Here is a 19,349-nt window from a genome sequence, read left to right as displayed (position 1 = left end):
GAGCTCCTACTCGTCCGGTGCGGTGGGGGGTGGGTCGTTCGGTACCGGAGTCTGCGGGAGTCCACTGGCCCGGCGGATGATGTCACTCCCCGATAGCGCCGGCCTATCGGGAAGATTTCGACAGCCCAACTAGCGTGAGAATGGCGGGATTCGGGGGGCTATCAGTGGCTGGTGCGGTCCACCGGGACCGGCCTACTCTCGGGTCATGGAGCTTGAGGTCAGGCACCTGCGCGCGCTGTGCGCCATCGCCGACGCCGGGAGCCTGCACAAGGCGGCCCGGCAACTCGGCGTGAGCCAGCCCTCCCTGACGACCCAGCTGCGCCGCATCGAACGGGCCCTGGACGGCGAGCTGTTCCTGCGCGAGCGGACCGGCTGCCGGCCCACCCCCTTCGGCCGGACCGTACTGGGCCGGGCCCGGCCGCTGCTCGCCGAGATGGCCGCACTGGTGGCCGAGGCCCGAGCGCAGGCCCGCGGACCGCGGCTGCGCATCGGCTCCACGGCCAGCCGGGCACTGCCGGGATGGCTGAGGCGGCTGCACCGGCGGATGCCGGACACCGAGACCTCGCTGGTGGTGGACGTGTCCGCCAACGCGCTCCTGCGGATGGTGGCCTCGGGGCAGCTGGACGTGGCGTTCGTGCACGAGGTGGAGGGCAGCCCGCTGCGGGTGCCGGCCGGGCTGCAGATGCACGTGCTGATGGAGCGGGAGCCGCAGTTCGTGTCGATGTCCCGGGACCATCCGGCCGCCGGACAGTCGGTGGTCTCCTTACGGGACCTGGCCGCCGACCGGTGGATGGTGGACCCCTCGGTCGACGGCGAGTGGGACGGGCTGCGGCGGGTCTTCGCCGGAGCCGGGCTCGACCCGCCCGTCCTCCACGCCGACTACCACACGGCGACCTCGCTGATCATCTCCGGCGAGGCCGTCGCACCCTGCCAGCCGACGTCGGGGCCGCGCGAGGACATGGCGATCCGGCCGCTGTCGGGGGACCCCCTCGCCGTCCGCCTGCTGCTGGCGACCCGGCCCGGCGCCCACGCGGAGGTCTACGAGGACCTCCGCGCCGCCTATCGCGAGGCGGCCCTGCGCACGCCCCCGTACCGCGCCTGGCTCCACCACCACGCGAGCCCCCTGCTGGCGGCCTGACGGGGCCCCGGGCTCCGCACACCTGACCCGCGCCGAACGCCGGTGGGGCCGGATTTTCCGGCCCCACCGGCGTTTTCGGCATGCCCGCGCACAGGCTTGACTTCCCCCGGCCGCGATATATCGTGTTGTTCAGAAGACGCGATATGTTGCGTGCGTCGAGCCCGGTCCGTGAACGCACGAGGAGGATCAGCACCATGACAGAGCAGTCGTCCCGGCCGTCGCCTTCGCAGTCGACCTGGCACATCGCCGAACCGCGGAAAATCGCCTTCGAGGCGGCGGTGACCGAGCTGCGCGTGCGCGTCGTGAGCGGCACGGTGAACGTGGTCGCCGCCGAGGAGGGCCCGGCCCGCCTGGAGGTGACCGAGGTCGACGGACCGCCGCTGTACGTGGTGCAGGACGGCGACACCCTCACGGTCTCCTACGAGGACGTGCCCTGGAACGGCTCCCAGGGCCTCAAGCAGTGGTTCGAGTCGAAGCCCTGGAAGGCCTGGTCCTCCGGCACCGCCGCCGGCCGCAAGGCCTGGGAGCGCAGCGCCGCGATCACCCTCACCGTGCCCGCCGCCACCCGGGTCCAGGTGGCCGCGGTCGACGCCACCGCCTTCGTCTCCGGCATCTCCGGCGGCACCGAGGTCACGGGGGTCTCCGGCGACGCCACGCTGGTCGGACTCTCCGGCCGGGTCAAGGCGCACACCGTCTCCGGCGGCGTCGAGGCCCAGTCCGTCACCGGCGACCTCCGCTTCCACTCGGTGTCCGGCGGCCTGACGGTCGTCGACGGCGCGGGCGTGAGCGTACGGGCCGACTCGGTCAGCGGTGACATGCTCATCGACCTGGACCTCGGCCCGGCGGCCGCGCGCCCCGTGGACATCGCGCTGAACTCCGTCTCCGGCCAGGTCGCGATCCGCCTCCCGCACCCCGCCGACGCCCGCGTGGAGGCCAACACCGCCACCGGCGGCGTCTCCAACGCCTTCGAGGACCTGCGGGTCTCCGGCCAGCTGGGCGCCAAGCGGATCACCGGCACGCTCGGCTCCGGCACCGGCACCCTGCGGGCCACCACCGTCTCCGGCGGCATCGCGCTGCTGCGCCGCCCGCAGGCCGACGCCGACGCCCCCGCGTCCGCCGCTCCCCTCGCGCTCGACAAGAAGGTGCTCTGACATGCCGCCCGTCTTCGCCCACGGCCGCCTGCGCCTCTACCTCCTCAAACTGCTGGACGAGGCCCCGCGCCACGGGTACGAGGTGATCCGGCTGCTGGAGGAACGCTTCCAGGGCCTGTACGCCCCCTCTGCGGGCACCGTGTACCCGCGGCTGGCCAAGCTGGAGGCCGAGGGCCTCGTCACGTTCGCCACCGAGGGCGGGCGCAAGGTGTACTCCATCACCGAGGCGGGCCGCGCCGAACTGGCCGACCGCAGCGGCGAACTCGCCGACCTGGAGCTGGAGATCCGCGACTCGGTCACCGAACTGGCCGCGGAGATCCGCAACGACGTCCGGGGCGCGGCGGGGGACCTGCGGCGCGAGATGCGGGCGGCGGCCTCGGCGTCCGCGACCCAGGTCGAGGACGAGTCCTGGAAGGCGGCCAAGGAGGAGCTGCGCAGGGCGAGGCAGGAGTGGAAGGAACAGGCGCGCCGGGCGAAGGACGAGAGCCGTCGGGCCCGCGAGGAGGCGCAGCAGGCCCGCCGCCAGGCCAAGGAGGCCCAGGAGCGGGCCCGCGAGGAGGTCCAGCGCATCGCGGTCCAGCTGCAGGAGCAGTTCGCCAGGTCCGGTGGCGTGCTGGGCAGTCTGGCGGGGGCGTGGCTCGGGGGCGGTGCGGCGCCGTCTGCGTCTTCGGCCGGGCCGGCTGCCGCGGAGGCCGAGGCCGATGCCGCGGCCGATGCGGGCTGGGCCGAGGATCTGGTGCCCAGCGGTGACCCGGCGCGGGACCTGGACCGGCTGCTGGACCGCTTCCGCGACGAGGTGCGGGATGCTGCGCGGGACCACGGGGTGAGTGCGGCGCAGGTGGCCGAAGCCCGTGCGGGGCTCGCGGCCGCCGCCGCCCGGCTGAGGTCGACGCTGCGGGCCGGGTAGCAGGCCCGGCGCCGTTGCGGGGGCTCCGCCCCCGCGCCTCAAACGCCGGCGAGGCTGGGATGCGCGGCGGGGCTGGGATGTGCGGCGGGGGTGGGAGAGCGGGCCTTCGCCCCGGGTCCCGTGCCTCAAGCGCCGGCCGGGCCGGATCTGTCAGGCGGCCAGGGTGGTTTCGGCTGTGGTGTAGGTGATGCCGTGGTCCATCAGGACCTCGGAGACCGTGCCGGGGCGGGAGAGCAGGGCCAGGAGCAGGTGCAGGGTGCCGATGTGGTGGTCCTTGCGGGCCAGGGCGACGCGGAGGGACTGTTCCAGGACCTTCTTCGAGCCCTCGGTGAAGGGGACCCGGTAGCTGCCGGCGCGGTCGTCCGGCTCGGCGCGGCCGAGGGCCGAGCGGAGCGAGGCGCGCAGGGTCCGCCGGCGCGGCGCGGGGGTCGCGAGCGCGCCCTCGCCGTGGGTCTCCTCGATGCGGGAGACGATCTCCGTGAGGTCGATGCCGAGTCCGGCCAGCGCCTCCTCGTCCGCCCGGGACATGCCGCCCCGGCGGCGGGCAGCCGCCAGGTCGGCGGCCACCGCCGCGCGGTCCACCCCCAGCCGGTCCAGGGCCCCCAGGTCCAGCAGGGAGAGCAGCAGGTGCTCCTCGGTGACGGTGGCGGCCCCGGCCCGCCGGGCCTCGGTCACCGCCCCCGTCACGGTGTTCCGGGCGTCGGTCGTGAAGCGTTCGAACATCAAAGCCTCCCGTACTTCTTGTGCACGGCCTGCCGGCTGACGCCCAGCTCGGCCGCGATCTCCTGCCAGGACCACCCCTGCGCGCGGGCACTGCGCACCTGTACCGCCTCCAGCTGCTCCAGCAGCCTGCGGAGGGCGGCCACGGCACGCAGGCCCACGCGCGGGTCGCGGTCGCCGGCCCGCTCGGCGAGATCGGTTGCTTCCGTCATGACTGTCAATTTAGGTTGACGCGGGAGGGTCTGTCAACCTTCATTGACGCATGCGTGCCTACGGCTTGAGGACGATCTTTCCGAAGAGGTCACCCGCGGCGAGCTTCTCGAAGCCCTCGCGCGCCCGGTCCAGCGGCAGCACCTCGTCGATGACCGGCCGGAGCCCGGTCGTGGCGCAGAACGACAGCAGGTCCTCCAGCTCGTCCTTCGAGCCCATGGTCGAGCCGACCACCTTCAGCTCCAGGAAGAAGATCCGGGTCAGCTCGGCGTGCGCCGGGCGGTCGCCGCTCGTGGCGCCGGAGATCACCAGGGTGCCGCCGGGGCGCAGGGACTTCACCGAGTGGGACCAGGTGGCCGCGCCCACCGTCTCGATCACCGCGTCCACCCGCTGCGGCAGCCGCGCGCCCGGCTCGTACGCCTCCACCGCGCCCAGCTCCACGGCCCGCTTGCGCTTGGCCTCGTCCCGGCTGGTGGCGAAGACCCGCAGGCCCGCCGCCTTGCCGAGGGCGATCGCGGCGGTCGCCACCCCGCCGCCGGCGCCCTGGACGAGCACGGAGTCCCCGGGGCGGACCCCGGCGTTGGTGAACAGCATCCGGTACGCCGTCAGCCAGGCCGTCGGCAGGCAGGCGGCCTCCTCGAAGGTCAGCTCTGCGGGCTTGCGCAGGACGTTCCACGCGGGGACGGTCACCTGCTCGGCGAAGGTGCCCTGATAGCGCTCGGTCAGGATCGAACGGGGCTCGTCGGGGCCGACCCCGTGGCCGCTCTGGCCGATCACGGAGTGCAGGACGACCTCGTTGCCGTCCTGGTCGATCCCGGCGGCGTCGCAGCCGAGAATCATCGGGAGTCTTTCCTCGCCGAGGCCCACCCCGCGCAGCGACCACAGGTCGTGGTGGTTGAGGGAGGCGGCCTTGACGTTCACGGTCACCCAGCCGGGCCGGGCCTCCGGTGCCGGGCGGTCGCCCAGTACAAGGCCGTTCAGCGGCTGGTCACGGTCGATTCGGGCGGCGTAGGCAGCGAACATGCCGCGACGCTACCGCTCGGTAGGGCGGGGTTCCAGCCCTCGCGTGACCGTGGCGGTGAGGCCTTCGTCGCACCGCGCGGGCGGCGCGAGAAAAAGGAAAGGCCCGGCCGGAGGGATCCGGCCGGGCCTCTGCCCGTACAGCTCGCGCGGCGGTCAGGCCAGGCGGGCCACGCCGTCGGCCTTCGCGGCGGCGGCGACGGCCGTGGCGACGGCCTCCGCGACGCGCTCGTCGAACGGCGACGGGATCACGTAGTCGGCGGCGAGCTCGTCACCCACGACACCGGCGATGGCGTCGGCGGCGGCGATCTTCATGCCCTCGGTGATCCGGGTGGCGCGCACCTTGAGGGCACCCGCGAAGATGCCCGGGAACGCCAGCACGTTGTTGATCTGGTTCGGGAAGTCCGAGCGGCCCGTGGCCACGACCGCCGCGTACTTGTGCGCGACGTCCGGGTGGACCTCCGGGTTCGGGTTGGCCATGGCGAAGACGAAGGCGTCCTTCGCCATCGAGGCCACCGCCTCCTCCGGGACCGTACCGCCGGAGACGCCGATGAAGACGTCCGCGCCGGCGAGGGCCTGCTCCAGCGAACCGGTCTGGCCGGTCTTGTTGGTCAGGCCCGCGATCTCCGCCTTGACGTCCGTCAGGTCGGAACGGTCCGCCGACACGACGCCCTTGCGGTCGGTGACGCAGACGTCGCCGATGCCCGCGTCCACCAGGATCTTGGCGATGGCGATGCCCGCCGCGCCCGCACCCGAGATCACGGCGCGCAGGTCGCCGAGGGTGCGACCGGTGAGCTTCGCGGCGTTGCGCAGCGCGGCCAGCGTCACGATGGCCGTGCCGTGCTGGTCGTCGTGGAAGATCGGGATGTCCAGCGCCTCCTGGAGGCGCCGCTCGATCTCGAAGCAGCGGGGGGCCGAGATGTCCTCCAGGTTGACCCCGCCGAAGGACGGGGCGAGCCGGATGACCGTCTCGATGATCTCGTCCGTGTCCTTGGTGGCGAGCGCGATCGGAACCGCGTCCACACCACCGAACTGCTTGAAGAGAATGGCCTTGCCCTCCATGACGGGGAGGGAGGCCTCGGGGCCGATGTCACCGAGTCCGAGCACGGCCGTGCCGTCGGTGACGACGGCGACCACGTTGGACTTCCAGGTGTACTCGTTCACCAGCTCCGGCTGCTCGGCGATGGCGCTGCACACCTTCGCCACGCCGGGCGTGTACGCGAGGGACAGGTCGTCCTTGTCGTTGACGGGCACCGTGGCCTGGATGGCCATCTTGCCGCCCCGGTGCAGCGCGAACACCGCGTCCGGGTTGTTGTCCGTGACGCTGTCACTGCGAGGGTTGATGATCTCCGCTGCCACTGTGTGTGACCCCTTAAGTCCTTTGAATCGTTGAGGGTGGCCACTCCTGGTTAAGGGGTGGGCGGGCACCGCGTCCGTACTCCGCATCGACGGTTGGCCCGTCTCCGCGGAGGGGAGGTTCGTACGCGCGGGCGCGCCGCACGCGCGCCCTGAGCCCCGGATGAGGGGTGTAAGGATCTGTTCTACCCGAAGAACGCTCGCCCAGACGAGTCGATTCCCGCTCAATCGTAGGCCGGTTGCCCCGCTTTTGGCGAAAAGTCCAAACCTTGATGTCCAACGGGCGAGACGCCCCGGAGAAACTGCGGTGAAAAGGCCAGGTCACGGCAGGTTTTTCGGTCTCGAACCCCCATGTCCGCAGTCCTGTTGGGTCACACCGGCCGCCCGTTATGCGATTTTGACCTGACGGGCACCCTGAATGTCTCGGTCCGAATGGCAAGATGCCGTAATCACACGAGGTCGCGACACTCGATGGTGCGTGCCCGACCGTTTTTCGATGCTTTTCCACCACTGCCGGAGGACCAAAGCCATGACCGCTAGCACCACCCGTCGTACGACCGCCGCACGGTCCCGGATCGCCGCGGTCGGCGCGATCGCGGTCGCGGGCGCCCTGATCCTCACCGGCTGTGGTGACCAGACCGACAAGGCTTCCACCAGCCCGTCGGGTGCGGCGAACAACAGCGCCCCGCTCTTCTCGAAGCTCCCGAAGAAGATCCAGGACGCCGGTGTCATCAAGGTCGGCACCGACGCGACCTACGCGCCGATGGAGTTCACCGAGGGCGGCAAGATCGTCGGTGTCGACCCCGACATCGCGGCGGCCCTGAGCAAGCAGCTCGGCGTGCAGTTCAAGTTCGAGTCCGGCACCTTCGACACCCTGATCGGCAGCATGCAGACGGGTCGCAGCGACCTGGTCATGTCCTCGCTCACCGACACCAAGGCCCGTCAGGAGGGCCTGGACGACAAGGGCGCCAAGACCGGTGCCGGTGTCGACTTCGTCGACTACTTCTCCGCCTCGACCGGCATCCTGGTCAAGAAGGGCAACCCCCAGGGCATCAAGACCCTCGACGACCTGTGCGGCAAGACGGTCGCCGTGCAGCGCGGCACCACGTACGAGGAGTCCGCCAAGACCCAGGCCGAGAAGTGCAAGACGGACGGCAAGGGCGAGCTCAAGATCGAGTCCTTCCCGACCGATGCCGAGGCCCAGACCCGTGTGAAGGCCGGCGGCGCCGCCGCGGACCTGAACGACTCCCCGGTCGCCGCGTACATCGCGCAGACCGCCGGCGGCGGCAACGACTTCGAGGCCATCGCCAACCCGACCGACGCCGGTCTCTTCGGCATCGCGGTGGACAAGAAGAACACCGAGCTGCGCGACGCGCTCAAGGAAGCCCTTGACGCGGTCATCAAGGACGGCACGTACAAGGCTGCCCTGGACAAGTGGAACGCGGGCTCCGGCGCCGTGACCGAGGCCAAGATCAACGCCGGTTCCTGACCTCCGCGTACCACCGCAGCACACTGAAGGGCAGTCACTGTGACTGACAAGCTCGACAAGGTCCCGGGCCCGGCGGACACCCCGCCGGCCGGGGCCGTCCCCCCCGAGGCCATCAAGGCCATCCCGGTGCGCCACTACGGCCGCTGGATCAGCGCCGTGGTCGTCATCGGCCTGGTCGTGGCGCTCGTGATCGCCTTCTCGCAGGGCAACGTGCGCTGGGCGACCGTGCCGGAGAAGCTGTTCGACCCCACCATCCTCCGTGGTGTCGGCAACACCATCTGGATCAGCATCACCGCGATGGCCCTGGGCCTGGTGCTCGGTGTCCTCTTCGCGGTCATGCGGCTCTCGAAGAACCCGGTCACCAGCACCATCGCCTGGTTCTACATCTGGCTGTTCCGCGGCACCCCGGTGTACGTGCAGCTGCTCATCTGGTTCAACCTCGCCCTGATCTTCCCGATCCTGAACCTCGGGTTCTACAAGGACGAGATGACCCAGGTCATGACGCCCTTCCTGGCCGCCCTGCTGGGCCTCGGCCTCAACGAGGGCGCGTACATGGCGGAGATCGTCCGCGCCGGCATCCAGTCGGTCGACGAGGGCCAGACCGAGGCCTCGCACGCGCTCGGCATGACCCGTACGCAGACCATGCGCCGGGTCGTGCTCCCGCAGGCCATGCGGGTGATCGTGCCGCCGTCGGGCAACGAGTTCATCAACATGCTCAAGACCTCGTCGCTCGTCGTCGCCGTGCAGTACTTCGACCTGCTGCGCGCGGCCCAGGACATCGCGTCCACCTCGTTCGCGGTGATGGAGATGTTCTTCGTCGCCTCGATCTGGTACCTCGCCCTGACCAGCGTGTTCAGCGTCGGCCAGTACTACCTGGAGCGCCGCTACGCCCGTGGCGCGCTCCGCTCGCTGCCGCCCACGCCGCTGCAGAAGATCAAGGCGAAACTGTCCAGCTTCTCGAACCGCAAGGCGGTGGCCTGATGACGACTGCCATGGTGAAGGCCGAGGGCGTCCACAAGTCCTACGGTGCGGCGCACATCCTCAAGGGCATCGACCTGGAGGTCGCCCCGCGTGAGGTCTTCTGCCTCGTCGGCCCGTCCGGCTCCGGCAAGTCGACCTTCCTGCGGTGCATCAACCACCTGGAGCAGGTCAACGCGGGACGGCTGTACGTCGACGGCCAGCTCGTCGGCTACCGCCAGAAGGGCGACAAGCTCTACGAGCTGAAGGACAGCGAGGTCGCGGCCCAGCGCCGGGACATCGGCATGGTCTTCCAGCGCTTCAACCTCTTCCCGCACATGACGGCCATAGAGAACGTCATGGAAGCCCCGGTCATGGTCAAGGGCGAGTCCAAGGCGGTGGCGCGCGAGCGCGCCATCAAGCTGCTGGACCGCGTGGGCCTCGGCGACAAGGGCGGGAACTACCCCACCCAGCTCTCCGGCGGCCAGCAGCAGCGCGTGGCGATCGCCCGCGCGCTCGCCATGGAGCCGAAGCTGATGCTCTTCGACGAGCCCACCTCGGCGCTCGACCCGGAGCTGGTGGGTGACGTCCTCGACGTCATGCGCGACCTGGCCGAATCGGGCATGACCATGATCGTGGTCACGCACGAGATGGGCTTCGCCCGCGAGGTCGGCGACAACCTCGTCTTCATGGACGGCGGCGTGGTCGTCGAGTCGGGCAACCCGCGCGACGTGCTGGGCAACCCGCAGCACGACCGCACGAAGGCGTTCCTGTCCAAGGTGCTCTAGGGCTCCGGCGGACAGGTGAGGGGCGGTACGGGATTCCCGTACCGCCCCTCACCCGTGCTCATGTCCCTCCTGGGGATCCAGGTCCCTACTTCAGACCTAGGACCAGCGCGTCCGAGGGGGAGCGCCAGACGGTTCGGGCCTCCGCGAAGCCGGCTCCGAGCAGGGCGGCGGTGTGCCAGGCCTCGGACGGGGTGTCGCCGTCCGCGTGCTCCCCGTAGATCGCGAAGCGCTGCTTCACCGGCTCCGCGAGGACCGGGTCCGCGGCGGCCAGGTCCCACCACTCGCGCCAGTCCAGCGCGCCGGCCGACTTGGCCCGGTCCATCCCGGCGTGCCGGTGGGCGTGCTCGGCGGCGTCAATGCGGGGGGTGGCCGGGTCGGGCATGTGGTCGGCGTTCATGAACACCCCGCCCGGGGCCACCAGCGGCGCGAGCTGCCCGTACAGGACGGTCAGGTCCTCGCTGTGCAGCCAGTGCAGGGCGGTGGCGGTCAGGACCGCGTCGTAGGAGTCGTGGGGGAGGGCGGAGCGCCAGTGCGGGTCCTTGAGGTCGGCGGTGACGAAGGCGACCCGGTCGTCCCCGGCGAAGTGGCCCTCGGCGATGGCCAGCAGCGCGGGGTCGAGATCGACGCCCGTACTGGTGGCTCCCGGGAACCTCTTGAGGACCCGGTCCGTGATACTTCCCGTACCGCACGCGAGATCCAGCACCCGGGGGGTGGGTCCCACCAGGGCCTCGACCATGTCCAGCATCACCCGGAACCGCTCCTCGCGGTCGGGCATGTACCACTCCTGCTGCCGGTCCCAGCTGTCCTGCCAGGCCTGCCAGTACCCGGTGCCGGTGGCCGTATCTGTCGTATTCGTCGTATTCGCCATCCCGAACCCCTCCTACGTAATACCCTCGAAGACGTCTCAGCCGTTACCGGAGACATTAATCCGCAGCCGTAAGGACTACAAGTGGAACTGGCCCATTACTCGGACTTCGCCGTGCGCCTGGTCAACACCGAGGAGCCGGCCCGCAACAAGGACGAGCTCACCTCCGTGGACGCCGTCCGTGCCCTGTTCGGCGCAAGCGTGCAGATGGCCCGCCGCGTCACCGACACCGACGTCACCCGTTTCCGCAACGTACGGGCCCGGCTGCGCGCCGTCTTCGAGGCCGCCGACGGCGGTGACCACGTCCTCGCGGTCGACCTGCTGAACTCGCTGCTCATGGAGTTCCCGGTCAGCCCCCAGGTCTCCGGGCACAAGACCATCGGCGAGGACGGCCGCCCCGACTGGCACATCCACCTCGCCGAGCACCCCTCGAACGCATCGGCGGGCTACGCCGCCATGGCGGCCATGGGCCTGGCCTTCGCCCTCACCGAGCACGGCCCCGACCGCCTCGGCCTGTGCCAGGCCGCGCCCTGCCGCAACGCCTACCTCGACACCTCCACCAACCGCTCCCGGCGCTACTGCTCCGACCGCTGCGCCACCCGGGCGAACGTGGCCGCCTACCGCGCCCGCAAGCGGCTGGAGGCCGAGGAGTCCGCCCGCAGCGGGCGCAGCGCCGAGGCCGCCCAGGACAGCCGGGCCCTCAGCGAGCGCTGATCCTCCTCGCGCGGCCGGAAGCGCAGCACCGCCGTCGCCAGCACCAGCTCGCCGGGCACCGGACCGTAGACGGTGCTGTCGCCGGTCTCGTTGTACGGGTTGTCGCCCAGCACCCACCAGCAGCCGCCCGGCCGCCGCTCCACCGCGCGCTTGATCACCAGCAGGTCCTGCTGGAAGGGATGGCGCAGCACCACCACGTCACCCGGGCGGACGGCGGCCCCGTAGCGGACCACCACCTGGTCCCCGTTGGTCAACGTGGGCACCATCGACGCCCCCGTCACCTCCACCACCCCGAACCGCTTGCGCGGGCGCCCGTTCTCCACCATGCGTGTCCTCCTCGTCACCCCCGCATGCTGCCGCACCGGTCCGTACATTCGCTCACCGGTCCGGCCGCGCCCCTGGACTTTTGTCCTAAGCCCATGGGGGCGCCCGCGAAATCCGGTTCTCCAGCGAGTAATCTCCCCCTTGAGAAGACGATCACGAGGAGGACACACTCCATGCTTTCCCGCCTCTTCGCCCCCAAGGCGAAGGTCTCCGCCCACTGCGATCTTCCGTGCGGCGTGTACGACCCTGCCCAGGCCCGCATCGAGGCCGAGTCCGTCAAGGCCGTGCAGGAGAAGTACCAGGCCAACGACGACGCCGACTTCCGCGCGCGCGCCATCACCATCAAGGAGCAGCGCGCCGAGCTCGCCAAGCACCACGTCTCGGTGCTGTGGAGCGACTACTTCAAGCCGCCGCACTTCGAGAAGTACCCCCAGCTGCACACCCTGGTCAACGACACCCTGAAGGCCCTCTCGGCCGCCAAGGCGTCCAACGACCCGGCGACCGGCGCGAAGGCCCTCGAGCTCATCGCCGAGATCGACCGCATCTTCTGGGAGACCAAGGCCGCCTGATCCGGCGCCCGGTACCCCTGCTCGCGCCTGCCCGAGAGGCCGGCGCGACCACGAGAACGGCCCGACTGCCTTGTGGCAGCCGGGCCGTTCTCGTTTCGCGCTTTTCGGCTCCGCGTCCTGCGGGTACGCGCCGAGCTCACTCGTCGGCGTCGTCGTCCTCGTCGTCCAGGCGGGCCAGCCAGGTGGCCAGGCGTTCCACCGGGACCTCGAAGTCCGGGTTCAGGTCGACGAAGGTGCGCAGCTGCTCGGCGAGCCACTCGAAGGTGACCTCCTCCTCGCCGCGCCGCTTCTCCAGCTCCTCGATGCCGCGATCGGTGAAGTACAAGTCGGGCTCCGTGCCGTGATGGGGGTGTGCAGGGGGTGTTTCCCGCCAGGATAATCCGCGGGGCCGAAGAGGCCTCCCGCCCGTGGTGTCCCCGGGGCTAGCCTGGATGCCCAACGAGCGGGGGGTGCGGATGAGGGACGGGCGCACGACCGGCCCGGCGCGCGCCTTCGAGCTCCTCGAGCCCCTCGTCCAGGCCGCGACCGTACGCGTTCACGCCCCGCCGGGCGGGTATGACAACCCCGGCAGCCATCGGACCGGTCCCACGTGGGGGAGCGGTTTCTTCATCGCCCCCGGCTGGGTCCTGACGTGCGCGCACGTGGTCGGCGAAGGGGGTGCTGCGGTGCGTCTGACGGGACGCGAGGTCGGCATCACCTTCTCCTCCGGGGCCCACGGGGCGACCGGGACGGTCACCGGGCGCGTGGAGTGCGTACTGCCCGAGCGGCTGGAGGAGCGGCGTCCGCGCCGGGGCGCCCTGTGGGACCTGCCCGACCTGGCGCTGCTCAGGGTCCTGGCCCCGGTGTCGCACGCCTGCGTCTGGCTGACCGACCGGTCCAGACCACGCTTCGACGAGGTCGCCTACTTCGGCTGCACCGAGGACCTCGGCACCCCCGAGATCACCGGCCGCACCACCCGGCTGCGCGGCAGCGCCGGGAACGGCGCGGCCATCCGGCTCGGCGACGACGACGAGATCGACCCCGGCATGTCCGGCGGCCCCGTGGTGGACCTGGCCCGCGGGGAGGTCGTCGGGGTGCTCAAGGCCCGGCGGCACGGGGCGGGCGGCGGGCTCGCCGTCTCCGTCGTGCAGCTGCGCACGCTGCCGATGCCCGCGCGCGGCCAGGTCGGGCTCTACCGGCGCGTCATGCAGGCCCACGACCTGCACCACTACGACCAGCACCTCAGCGACCTCGACAACCGCCGGACCTGGACGGACGCGCACGGCGAGCTCCCCCCGGAGGAGGGCGCCCCGTACGGCGGCCGCGGCCGGCTCACCCCCGGCGAGCGCACCACCCTGTGCGGGCTGCTGGCCGAACTGCCCCCGCCGGGTTCCTCCGAGGTCGTACGGGCCCTGGTCGAGGCGGCCCGCGGGGAGGAGCCGGACCCGCAGCCGCCCGCCCCGCTGAGCTGGCGCGACGGGCTGGGGCTGCTGCACGACCCGCCCGGCGGCGTGGCGGAGGCCGCGGCCATGCTCCGGTACGCGACGGACGTGAGCGTGGCCGACTACCGGGAGCCGCCGACCCCGGGCGCGGACGAGGAGCTGTGGGACTGGATCCGGGCCACGGCCGAGCGGCTGTGGCGCCCGCTGCGGCGCGAGCTCGGCGAGCGCCACGAGCGGGGCCTCGCGGAGCGGGAGCGGCGCCGGCGGGCCTCCGCCGGCCGGGCGGTGGGCGGCCCCGCCCGGCGGGCCGGCGGGCTGCCGCCCGGGTCCTCGGCGCTGCTGGAGGTGTGGGCGCACGGCTGGGAGGACGTCTACGACTGGCGGGTCTCCGTCCTGGCCGGTCCGGCGCACCCCGGGCGGGTGACCCCGGTGGACTCGGGCGTACGCGCCACCCTGGCGGGCCTGCCGGAGGCGTTACGGGTCCCGCTCGCCGAGGCCTTCCGGCGCTGCGACACCCACGAGGCGGCGGCCCTGCTCGAAGTGGCCGTGGCCCCCGAGCTGTTCGGGCTGGCCGTGGACGAGTGGGTGGTGGCGGGCGGCGTACCGCTGGGCGTGCAGCGGCCGGTGGTGCTGCGTCACCCGGGCGGGCGCACCGGGGCCGGGCACCCGGCCGATCCCGGGCAGCCCGCGGATCCCCAGGATCCGGCGGGCCGCGCGCACCCCGCGGATCCCGAGGGCCCCGAGGGCCGCGGGCACCCCGCGGCGGCCGCCCGGTGGGCGCGGGTGCAGGCGGGACCGCTGCTGGACGAACGGGCCGACTGCGTACGGGGACGCCCGCGCAGCCCCGCCGCCGAGTGGCTGACGGGACTGCCCGACAACACCGTGCCGGTGCACTGCCGGGCGGCGGACCAGGAGCCCACGCTCGGCTCGCTGCACGCGGTGCGGGAGGCCGGGTACGGCGTGGTGGTGACCCGGCGGCCCCCGCCGGATCCGGGAGCCTCGTGCGCGCCGTTCCACCGCGGGCTGCGGGAGGAACTGGCCGACGCCGGGCGGGCGGAGGTGCTGCCGCTGCGGCTGCAGGCGCTGCGGGGGCGGGCGCACGGGGCGGACCCCGACGCGTACTGGGCCGCCGGGACCGGGCTGGTGTGGGAGGACCCGGCGCGGCCGCTGCCGGACGACGAACCGCTGCAGGGCGACCTGTGACGGCACCGGGCCCGGCCGATTCGAGTGAGTGAGGGAGGGGCAATGAACGACGAGTGGCTCATATACCGGGGGGTCGGTGAGCCCCATGACGGGATCGACGCCCTGCCCGACCCGCCGCCCTGGCGGGACTTCGACGGCGGTCCGGTGGCGGCGCCGGGCGGGCCCGCCGTGGCCGCCGACGGCAACGTGGCCCGGCGGCTCGGGGCGCACCGGCAGGCCGCCGAGCTGCACCGGCCGGAGCCCGAGGAGCTGGAGGCCGTCAACGCGGCGCTGTACCTGCGCCGGCCGCTGCTCGTGACGGGCTTCCCCGGAACGGGCAAGTCCACCCTCGCGCACGCCGTCGCCCACGAGTTGAAGCTGGGACGGGTGCTGCGCTGGCCGGTGGTCTCGCGGACCGTGCTGCAGGACGGGCTGTACCGGTACGACGCCCTCGCGCGGCTGCAGGACGTACAGCTCGCGGCGAGCGGGGGCGCCGGAGCGGGTGGGGCCGACGGGGACCCGGGCGGGGCTTCGGCCGGAGCCCCCGGCATCGGGAAGTACATCCGGCTCGGACCGCTGGGCACGGCCCTGCTGCCCACCGGGCGGCCCCGGGTGCTCCTCATCGACGAGCTCGACAAGAGCGACATCGACCTGCCCAACGACCTGCTGAACGTGCTGGAGGAAGGGGAGTTCGCCCTCCCCGAGCTGGAGCGGGTCGCCGACACCGAGCCCGAGGTGCAGGTGCTCACCGACGACGGGACCAAGGTGACCGTCCGCGGCGGCCGGGTCCGCTGCCGGGAGTTCCCCTTCATCATCCTCACCAGCAACGGGGAGCGGGACTTCCCCGCCGCCCTGCTGCGGCGCTGCATCCAGCTCAAGCTCGGGCAGCCCGGCGAGAAGCGGCTCGCCACCATGGTCCGCGCCCACCTCGGGGAGGAGGCCGCCCGGCTCGGGGCGGACCTGATCCGGGAGTTCCTCAGCCGCTCCCAGACCGAGCTGGTCGCCGCCGACCAGCTGCTCAACGCCGTGTACCTGACCCACTACGCCTCCCCGCCCACCCGGGAGGACCTCGCGGACCTGCTCATCCAGCGCCTCGACCGCCCGAGGTGACGGGCCGTGCCGCCTGCCGCACCCGAATCCCCTCAGGCCGCCCCGACCGTCCCGGGCGTCCGCGAACTGGCCGCGCTGCTGCGCGCCGCCGGGCTCGACCCGAGCGCCGAGGAACTCGCCGACGCGCTGTGGCTGGCCGGGCACATCCGCGGGCCGGGCACGGCCGCGCCGGGCGCGCGGGGGCCGGACCCGGACGAGGACGAGGACGCCGAGGACCCGGCCGGCAAGCCCGTGGAGCCCGGCCGGGAAGAGCCCGACGCCGATGATCCGGTCCGGCTCTACGCATCCGGGGCGCGCCGCGCCGGAGGCGCCGAGGGGGACCGGCCGGAGGAGTCGCCCGAGGAGTACGGAGTGCCCGTACGGGTGCCCCGGGCCGCCGCGCTGCCGCGCATCCTGGACATCCAGCGGGCCCTGCGCGCCCTGCAGCGGCACCGCCCGCCCGCCCCGCCCACCCGGCTGGTGATCGACGAACCGGCCACCGCCGAGGCCAGCGCCCGCGCCCTCGGCCTGGTCATCCCGGTGCTCCGGCCGGAGAGCCGGCGCGAGGCGACCGTACGGCTGGTGATGGACGCGTCCCCGTCGATGGCCGTGTGGCAGGACATGTTCGACGAACTGCGCGCGGTGTGCGAGCGGCTGGGGGCCTTCCGGGACGTCCAGGTGCACTACCTGCACCGTCTCGCGGACGGTACGGCGGTCCTCGGGCGCAGCCCCCTGCCCGCCTCCGGGCTCCGCTCCGGCGACCAGTTGCGGGACCCGACCGGCCGGGCCCTGACCATGGTGGTCTCCGACTGCGCCGGGCCGATGTGGCGCGAGGGCGCCGCGCAGCGGCTGCTGTACCGGTGGGCCGAGTGCACCCCGTGCATGGTCGTCCAGCCGCTGCCGCAGCGGCTGTGGGGCCGCAGCTGGCTGCCGACCGAACGGGGCACGCTCACCCGGCTGGAGGGCGGCGGGCAGAAGCTGAGGTTCCGGCCGGACCGGCCGCTGCCGCCCGGACGGCTCACGGGCGGGCTGACCGTGCCCGTGCTCCCGCCGAGCCCGACCGCCCTCGGGGCCTGGGCCCGGCTCGTCGCCGGACTCGGCACCGGGCCGGTGCCGGCCGAGGTCGGCCGGGTGCTGGCCGGCCATCCGGCCGCGCCCGTGCCGCCGCCGCGCGCGGTACGGCCGCCGCGCGAGCTGGTGGCGCGGTTCCGGTCCTCGGCCGCGCCCCGGGCCGTACAGCTGGCGGTGTACCTGTCGGCGGCGCCGCTGACGCTGCCCGTGATGCGGCTGGTGCAGCGCACGATGCTGCCGGACTCGGAGCCCTCCGACCTGGCGGAGGTCCTGCTGAGCGGGCTGCTGCGGCGCAGCGGGCCGGGGCCGGGGCACTGGTACGAATTCGTACCCGGGGTGCAGGACGTGCTGCTGGGGCCACTGGGACGGGACGAGGCCGCCCTGGTGCTCAAGCACTGCTCGGAGTACGTGCTGGCGCACTTCGGGCGGGGCGTACGGAACTTCCCCGCGCTCGCGGTCTCGCAGCTCACCGGGGCGCCGCCGACGGTGGCCGACCCCGGGCCGCAGGAGGCCGAGCGGATGCCCGAGGGACGGCTCCCGCAGGCCTTCGCGCAGGTTTCGGCCAAGGTCGTACGGCGCTACCTGCCCGGCATGCCGGAGCAGGGCCCGGCCCGGCGCGAGCCTCCTCCCACCCCCGCACTCGGGCGGGCCGGGGCGGTGCGCGCCGCACGGGACCGGCTCGCGGACGCGGCGGCGGACGGGGGCGCGGACGGGGGCGCGCGGGCCCTGCACGAGGCCGTCGCGGTGCTGCGGCGGGCGGTGACGGCCCCGGTGGCGCCCGGCGACCCGCCGGAGGAGGCGGAGACCGAGCTGGCGGGCGCGCTGCTGCGGCTGTGGGCGGCCCAGCGGGACCCGGAACTCCTCGCCGAGGCGGAACGGGCCGTGACCGGGCTGCGGACTCCGGCGGCGCGGGCCGTCCTCGGCCGGGTGCTGTACGAACGGGCGCTGGCCCACGGCCCCGACGCGGAGCTGCTGGCCGACGCGGACCGGGAGTTCGCGGCGGCGGGCGCCACGGCCGACCCGGAGCTGCGGCGGGACTGCGCGGTGCGGCGGGCCGAGACCCTGATCCGGCTGAGCGGGCTGCGGGCGGACGCGGGCGCGCTCCGGGAGGCCCGCGCGGCCCTGGAACCCCTGGTGGGCCCCCCGGCCGCCCCCGGCGGGGCCCTCGACGGGGACCCGGACGCGCACCCCGATCCCTCGGAGCCCGGATCCGACCCCGAACTGCAACGGGCCCTGGGCCGGGTCCTCCTGGCCCTCCTGCCCCGCACCGAGGACCCGGCCGAGCGCACGGCCCTGGCCGAACAGGCCGCGGCCCGGCTGGCCGTGCCCGGCCCGGCCGCGGGCACGGTCGCCGTGGCCCGGGTGCGGGTGGACCTGGCCGGCGCGCTGCGGTACCTGCCGGCGCGGCTGGAGGAGGCGGCCGGCCAGCTGACCACGGCCCTGGAACGGGCCGGCGGCGACCCGGAGCTGCGGGTCGCCGCCCTGGTGTGCCTGGCCCGGGTGCACCGGGAGCGGTACGCGCGGGACGCCGACCCGGCGGCCCTGGAGGAGGCGGCCGAGGCGTACGGCCGGGCCCGGCGGCTGATCCCCCGCGACGGGGAGGCCTTCGGGGAGCTGCTGCCCGAGTGGGGCGAGGTGCTCCTGGAGCGGGCCCGGGCCGCCGACGGGCGGCGGTTCACCGGAGCCGCCGTACGCGTCCTGCGCGACAGCCGGGCCGCGGTCCCGCAGTCGGACCCGGGAGCCGCGCACCGGCTGGTGCGGCTGGCCACAGGGCTGCGGCTGCGGCACGCGTACGAGGGCGACCCGGTGGACCTGCGGGAGGCGGAGTACCTGCTGGAACTGGCCGTCCGGCACGGCCGCAGCCCGCTGGAGCGGGCCCGGGCCTGGCGGGACCACGGCGACGTGCAGCAGGAGATCCACGGTCACACCCGGGCGGTGGAGCGCCTCGACCGGGCGGCGGACTCCTACCGGCGGGCCTGGCGGGCGGCCCTGGAGGCCGACCGCGAAAGCCGCACGGGCCGCGAGGACCGCGACGGCCCGCAGGGCCACGAGCCCCCCGCGGCCCTTACGGCCCTTCCGGCCCCTGCGGGCGGCGAGGGCACCTCCGGCACCTCCGGCGCGGCCGTCCGACTGGCGGCCCGTGTGCAGGAGTCGCGGGGAGAGGTGCTGGAGCGCCTCGCCCGCCCCCGGGCGGCCCTGGACGCCTACCGCTCCGCGCTGGAGCTGTGGACGCGGCCCGGCGCGGCCGGCGGGGGCGAGGCCGACACCGCCGACGCCGAAGGGCGGACGGAGGCGCTCCGGGCCCGGGTGCGGGCCCTGGAAGCCGGCCTCTGACGGCGGCGCCGCGAGCGGAGCGCGCTGTTTCCGCGGACCGGCCG

At 73.6% G+C, this 19,349-nt stretch carries 18 protein-coding genes; 11 read left to right on the top strand and 7 right to left on the bottom strand.

Annotated features, from left to right (window positions below):
* Positions 1-205: 205 nt before the first annotated feature.
* The 3 genes from ACIPYQ_RS21045 (at position 206) to ACIPYQ_RS21035 (ending at position 3,196) form a co-directional block, all read left to right on the top strand.
* The gene (locus ACIPYQ_RS21045) at positions 206-1,138 is read left to right on the top strand and encodes a LysR family transcriptional regulator (RefSeq protein WP_401253200.1); all 933 of its coding nucleotides are present in this window, start codon (positions 206-208) and stop codon (positions 1,136-1,138) included.
* A 194-nt stretch (positions 1,139-1,332) separates the two neighbouring features.
* Positions 1,333-2,289, top strand: coding sequence for a DUF4097 family beta strand repeat-containing protein (locus ACIPYQ_RS21040; protein WP_401253197.1), 957 nt, complete (start codon positions 1,333-1,335; stop codon positions 2,287-2,289).
* A gap of 1 nt (position 2,290) precedes the next feature.
* Positions 2,291-3,196: a helix-turn-helix transcriptional regulator gene (locus ACIPYQ_RS21035; RefSeq protein ID WP_401253194.1), complete on the top strand. Its 906-nt coding sequence runs from the start codon at positions 2,291-2,293 to the stop codon at positions 3,194-3,196.
* A gap of 150 nt (positions 3,197-3,346) precedes the next feature.
* On the opposite strand, the gene ACIPYQ_RS21030 is transcribed toward ACIPYQ_RS21035, so the two are convergent.
* The 4 genes from ACIPYQ_RS21030 to ACIPYQ_RS21015 all read right to left on the bottom strand — a co-directional run bounded on the left by ACIPYQ_RS21030 (position 3,347) and on the right by ACIPYQ_RS21015 (position 6,505).
* Positions 3,347-3,919, bottom strand: coding sequence for a Clp protease N-terminal domain-containing protein (locus ACIPYQ_RS21030; RefSeq protein ID WP_361753079.1), 573 nt, complete (start codon positions 3,917-3,919; stop codon positions 3,347-3,349).
* Positions 3,919-4,128: a helix-turn-helix domain-containing protein gene (locus tag ACIPYQ_RS21025; RefSeq protein ID WP_030013034.1), complete on the bottom strand. Its 210-nt coding sequence runs from the start codon at positions 4,126-4,128 to the stop codon at positions 3,919-3,921. Before ACIPYQ_RS21025 ends, ACIPYQ_RS21030 begins: the two co-directional genes overlap by 1 nt.
* Positions 4,129-4,186: 58 nt before the next feature.
* Entirely contained in the window at positions 4,187-5,149 is a 963-nt protein-coding gene (locus tag ACIPYQ_RS21020) for a zinc-binding dehydrogenase (RefSeq protein WP_376618466.1), read from the bottom strand.
* A gap of 153 nt (positions 5,150-5,302) precedes the next feature.
* The gene (locus ACIPYQ_RS21015) at positions 5,303-6,505 is read right to left on the bottom strand and encodes an NADP-dependent malic enzyme (RefSeq protein WP_401253189.1); all 1,203 of its coding nucleotides are present in this window, start codon (positions 6,503-6,505) and stop codon (positions 5,303-5,305) included.
* 526 nt (positions 6,506-7,031) lie between these two features.
* Here ACIPYQ_RS21015 and ACIPYQ_RS21010 point away from each other — a divergent pair.
* From ACIPYQ_RS21010 to ACIPYQ_RS21000, 3 genes are read left to right on the top strand one after another with little or no spacing between them, the layout of a single operon-like run.
* Complete coding sequence (locus tag ACIPYQ_RS21010) at positions 7,032-7,991, top strand: ABC transporter substrate-binding protein (RefSeq protein WP_401253187.1); 960 nt, start codon at positions 7,032-7,034, stop codon at positions 7,989-7,991.
* Positions 7,992-8,030: 39 nt separating this feature from the next.
* The gene (locus tag ACIPYQ_RS21005) at positions 8,031-8,972 is read left to right on the top strand and encodes an amino acid ABC transporter permease (RefSeq protein ID WP_401253184.1); all 942 of its coding nucleotides are present in this window, start codon (positions 8,031-8,033) and stop codon (positions 8,970-8,972) included.
* Positions 8,972-9,736 (top strand): amino acid ABC transporter ATP-binding protein, encoded by a 765-nt coding sequence (locus tag ACIPYQ_RS21000; RefSeq protein WP_361753085.1) that lies wholly within the window; start codon positions 8,972-8,974, stop codon positions 9,734-9,736. Before ACIPYQ_RS21005 ends, ACIPYQ_RS21000 begins: the two co-directional genes overlap by 1 nt.
* A gap of 85 nt (positions 9,737-9,821) precedes the next feature.
* Here ACIPYQ_RS21000 and ACIPYQ_RS20995 read toward each other — a convergent pair whose 3' ends face one another.
* Positions 9,822-10,604, bottom strand: a complete 783-nt coding sequence (locus ACIPYQ_RS20995) for a class I SAM-dependent methyltransferase (RefSeq protein WP_401253181.1) — start codon at positions 10,602-10,604, stop codon at positions 9,822-9,824.
* 81 nt (positions 10,605-10,685) lie between these two features.
* Between ACIPYQ_RS20995 and ACIPYQ_RS20990 the strand changes: the two genes are divergently transcribed.
* On the top strand, positions 10,686-11,315 hold the full coding sequence (locus ACIPYQ_RS20990; RefSeq protein ID WP_361753089.1) for a CGNR zinc finger domain-containing protein: 630 nt from the start codon (positions 10,686-10,688) through the stop codon (positions 11,313-11,315).
* Here the strand turns inward: ACIPYQ_RS20990 and sodX are convergent.
* Positions 11,219-11,641, bottom strand: coding sequence for a nickel-type superoxide dismutase maturation protease (gene sodX, locus ACIPYQ_RS20985; protein ID WP_361753091.1), 423 nt, complete (start codon positions 11,639-11,641; stop codon positions 11,219-11,221). The two genes, ACIPYQ_RS20990 and sodX, sit on opposite strands and share 97 nt — an antisense overlap.
* 171 nt (positions 11,642-11,812) lie before the next feature.
* Here sodX and sodN point away from each other — a divergent pair, with 171 nt between their 5' ends.
* Positions 11,813-12,208, top strand: coding sequence for a superoxide dismutase, Ni (sodN, locus tag ACIPYQ_RS20980; RefSeq protein ID WP_030709803.1), 396 nt, complete (start codon positions 11,813-11,815; stop codon positions 12,206-12,208).
* A gap of 136 nt (positions 12,209-12,344) precedes the next feature.
* Here sodN and ACIPYQ_RS20975 read toward each other — a convergent pair whose 3' ends face one another.
* Complete coding sequence (locus ACIPYQ_RS20975) at positions 12,345-12,533, bottom strand: DUF6104 family protein (protein WP_030709801.1); 189 nt, start codon at positions 12,531-12,533, stop codon at positions 12,345-12,347.
* 106 nt (positions 12,534-12,639) lie between these two features.
* Here ACIPYQ_RS20975 and ACIPYQ_RS20970 point away from each other — a divergent pair, with 106 nt between their 5' ends.
* From ACIPYQ_RS20970 to ACIPYQ_RS20960, 3 genes are read left to right on the top strand one after another with little or no spacing between them, the layout of a single operon-like run.
* The gene (locus tag ACIPYQ_RS20970; RefSeq protein WP_401253176.1) at positions 12,640-14,832 is read left to right on the top strand and encodes a trypsin-like peptidase domain-containing protein; all 2,193 of its coding nucleotides are present in this window, start codon (positions 12,640-12,642) and stop codon (positions 14,830-14,832) included.
* A 42-nt stretch (positions 14,833-14,874) separates the two neighbouring features.
* Positions 14,875-15,921, top strand: a complete 1,047-nt coding sequence (locus tag ACIPYQ_RS20965; protein WP_401253175.1) for an AAA family ATPase — start codon at positions 14,875-14,877, stop codon at positions 15,919-15,921.
* Positions 15,922-15,927: 6 nt separating this feature from the next.
* The gene (locus ACIPYQ_RS20960) at positions 15,928-19,305 is read left to right on the top strand and encodes an SAV_2336 N-terminal domain-related protein (RefSeq protein WP_401253172.1); all 3,378 of its coding nucleotides are present in this window, start codon (positions 15,928-15,930) and stop codon (positions 19,303-19,305) included.
* Positions 19,306-19,349: the final 44 nt, after the last annotated feature.

This window comes from Streptomyces sp. NPDC090045, assembly GCF_044747975.1.
Taxonomy (GTDB): Bacteria; Actinomycetota; Actinomycetes; order Streptomycetales; family Streptomycetaceae; genus Streptomyces.
This window is presented reverse-complemented; position numbering and strand designations above follow the sequence as displayed.

Excerpts from the sequence above, each read along its gene's own strand:
- ACIPYQ_RS21045 (WP_401253200.1), top strand. The coding sequence starts at position 206 with ATGGAGCTTGAGGTCAGGCACCTGCGCGCGCTGTGCGCCATCGCCGAC.
- ACIPYQ_RS21040 (WP_401253197.1), top strand. The coding sequence starts at position 1,333 with ATGACAGAGCAGTCGTCCCGGCCGTCGCCTTCGCAGTCGACCTGGCAC.
- ACIPYQ_RS21035 (WP_401253194.1), top strand. The coding sequence starts at position 2,291 with ATGCCGCCCGTCTTCGCCCACGGCCGCCTGCGCCTCTACCTCCTCAAA.
- ACIPYQ_RS21030 (WP_361753079.1), bottom strand. The coding sequence starts at position 3,919 with ATGTTCGAACGCTTCACGACCGACGCCCGGAACACCGTGACGGGGGCG.
- ACIPYQ_RS21025 (WP_030013034.1), bottom strand. The coding sequence starts at position 4,128 with ATGACGGAAGCAACCGATCTCGCCGAGCGGGCCGGCGACCGCGACCCG.
- ACIPYQ_RS21020 (WP_376618466.1), bottom strand. The coding sequence starts at position 5,149 with ATGTTCGCTGCCTACGCCGCCCGAATCGACCGTGACCAGCCGCTGAAC.
- ACIPYQ_RS21010 (WP_401253187.1), top strand. The coding sequence starts at position 7,032 with ATGACCGCTAGCACCACCCGTCGTACGACCGCCGCACGGTCCCGGATC.
- ACIPYQ_RS21000 (WP_361753085.1), top strand. The coding sequence starts at position 8,972 with ATGACGACTGCCATGGTGAAGGCCGAGGGCGTCCACAAGTCCTACGGT.
- ACIPYQ_RS20995 (WP_401253181.1), bottom strand. The coding sequence starts at position 10,604 with ATGGCGAATACGACGAATACGACAGATACGGCCACCGGCACCGGGTAC.
- sodX (WP_361753091.1), bottom strand. The coding sequence starts at position 11,641 with ATGGTGGAGAACGGGCGCCCGCGCAAGCGGTTCGGGGTGGTGGAGGTG.
- sodN (WP_030709803.1), top strand. The coding sequence starts at position 11,813 with ATGCTTTCCCGCCTCTTCGCCCCCAAGGCGAAGGTCTCCGCCCACTGC.
- ACIPYQ_RS20970 (WP_401253176.1), top strand. The coding sequence starts at position 12,640 with ATGCCCAACGAGCGGGGGGTGCGGATGAGGGACGGGCGCACGACCGGC.
- ACIPYQ_RS20965 (WP_401253175.1), top strand. The coding sequence starts at position 14,875 with ATGAACGACGAGTGGCTCATATACCGGGGGGTCGGTGAGCCCCATGAC.